The sequence below is a fragment of the Pseudaminobacter salicylatoxidans genome (genome assembly GCF_003148475.1).
GTDB lineage: Bacteria > Pseudomonadota > Alphaproteobacteria > Rhizobiales > Rhizobiaceae > Pseudaminobacter > Pseudaminobacter salicylatoxidans.
Genome location: NZ_QGGG01000042.1, coordinates 1 through 1,235 on the forward strand (window position 1 = coordinate 1; position 1,235 = coordinate 1,235).

Annotated in this window: 1 protein-coding gene; it reads right to left on the reverse strand. The window is 61.2% G+C overall.

The window, feature by feature from the left end:
• Positions 1–49 precede the first annotated feature (49 nt).
• Positions 50–1,155, reverse strand: a protein-coding gene (locus C7441_RS23685; RefSeq protein WP_109614979.1) for an IS3 family transposase whose coding sequence is annotated in 2 segments (ribosomal slippage) — positions 50–894 and positions 894–1,155 — 1,107 coding nt in all. Because the reading frame shifts where the segments join, the coding sequence is not laid out codon by codon here.
• Between the last annotated feature and the right edge of the window lie 80 nt (positions 1,156–1,235).

A 1,235-nucleotide genomic window follows, 5' to 3' on the forward strand; every position in this document is an offset into this window, starting at 1 on the left:
TGGGCTGCTCCCCGATGCGCCCTCGGCAAGGGCTAGAGTTTTCCGGCCTTCATTGGCAACACGGGCTGGTTGCGTGTGCCGATTTCATGAGCGCGGCCGGGACCTTGTTCCCGATCGCGCCGTGTGGCCGCTGCTCATTGTAGTCTCTACGCCAAGCCTCCAACTTTTCCGCCGCGTCCGCAAGGCTCAGGAACCAGTGGGCGCTTAGGCATTCCGCCCGCAGCCGGCCGTTGAATGCCTCGATGAAGGCATTGTCGGTCGGCTTGCCCGGCCTTGAGAAGTCGAGCGTCACGCCACGCTGATAGGCCCACAGATCGAGGTCACGGGAGATGAACTCCGATCCCTGATCCACTCGGATCGTCTTCGGATATCCAGTGCGTGAGCAGACACGCTCCAGCGTGGCAACCACATCTTCGCCCCGATAGCTGAACCGTGGATCGAGCACGGGCGAGTAGCGCGAGAACGTGTCGACCACGGTCAGAACCCGCATCTTGCGGCCGGTCGCCAACTGGTCGTGCACGAAGTCCATGGCCCACACGTCATTCGGGCCGACGGCTTCGGCGCGATCCTCGCGCAGCTTTGCCTTCACACGTCGCTTGGGCGTCTTGTTCCTGAGCTGCATGCCCAACTCCCTGTAAATCCGATATGTCTTCTTCTGGTTGATCGGCCACCCCTCCCGCTTGAGCAGGACATGCACGCGCCGATAGCCGAAACGCACGCGGGCCTGACAAATCTCCCTCATCCGCTGCTCCAGAGCGGCCTGGTCGGGCCGACGTGACTTGTATCGGTAGGTCTTCGGGTCGAACAGGATCGCCGCACAGGCACGGCGGATCGAGATTGCCCAGTCCGATCGCATCACATCGACCAGCGTTCTCTTCCGGCCAGGCCTCAGATTTTTCGCCGGACGATGTCCTGCAGCATCTCCTTGTCGAGGCTGAGGTCCGCCACGATCTTCTTCAGCCGCGTGTTCTCTTGCTCCAGCTCGCGCAGCCGCTTCATGTCCGACGGCATCATGCCGGAATACTTCTTCTTCCAGTTGAAGTAGGTCGCTTGGCTGATCCCAGCCTTCCGGCAGATCTCCGCCACCGACATGCCGTCTTCGCCCTGCTTGATGATGAACGCCTTCTGCGCGTCCGAAAATTGCGATGCCTTCATCGCTTCCGCTCCTCTCCCAGCCAGGAAAATGGCGCGGAAAACTCTAAGCCGATTCGAGGGCGTTTACCGGAGGCAGATCA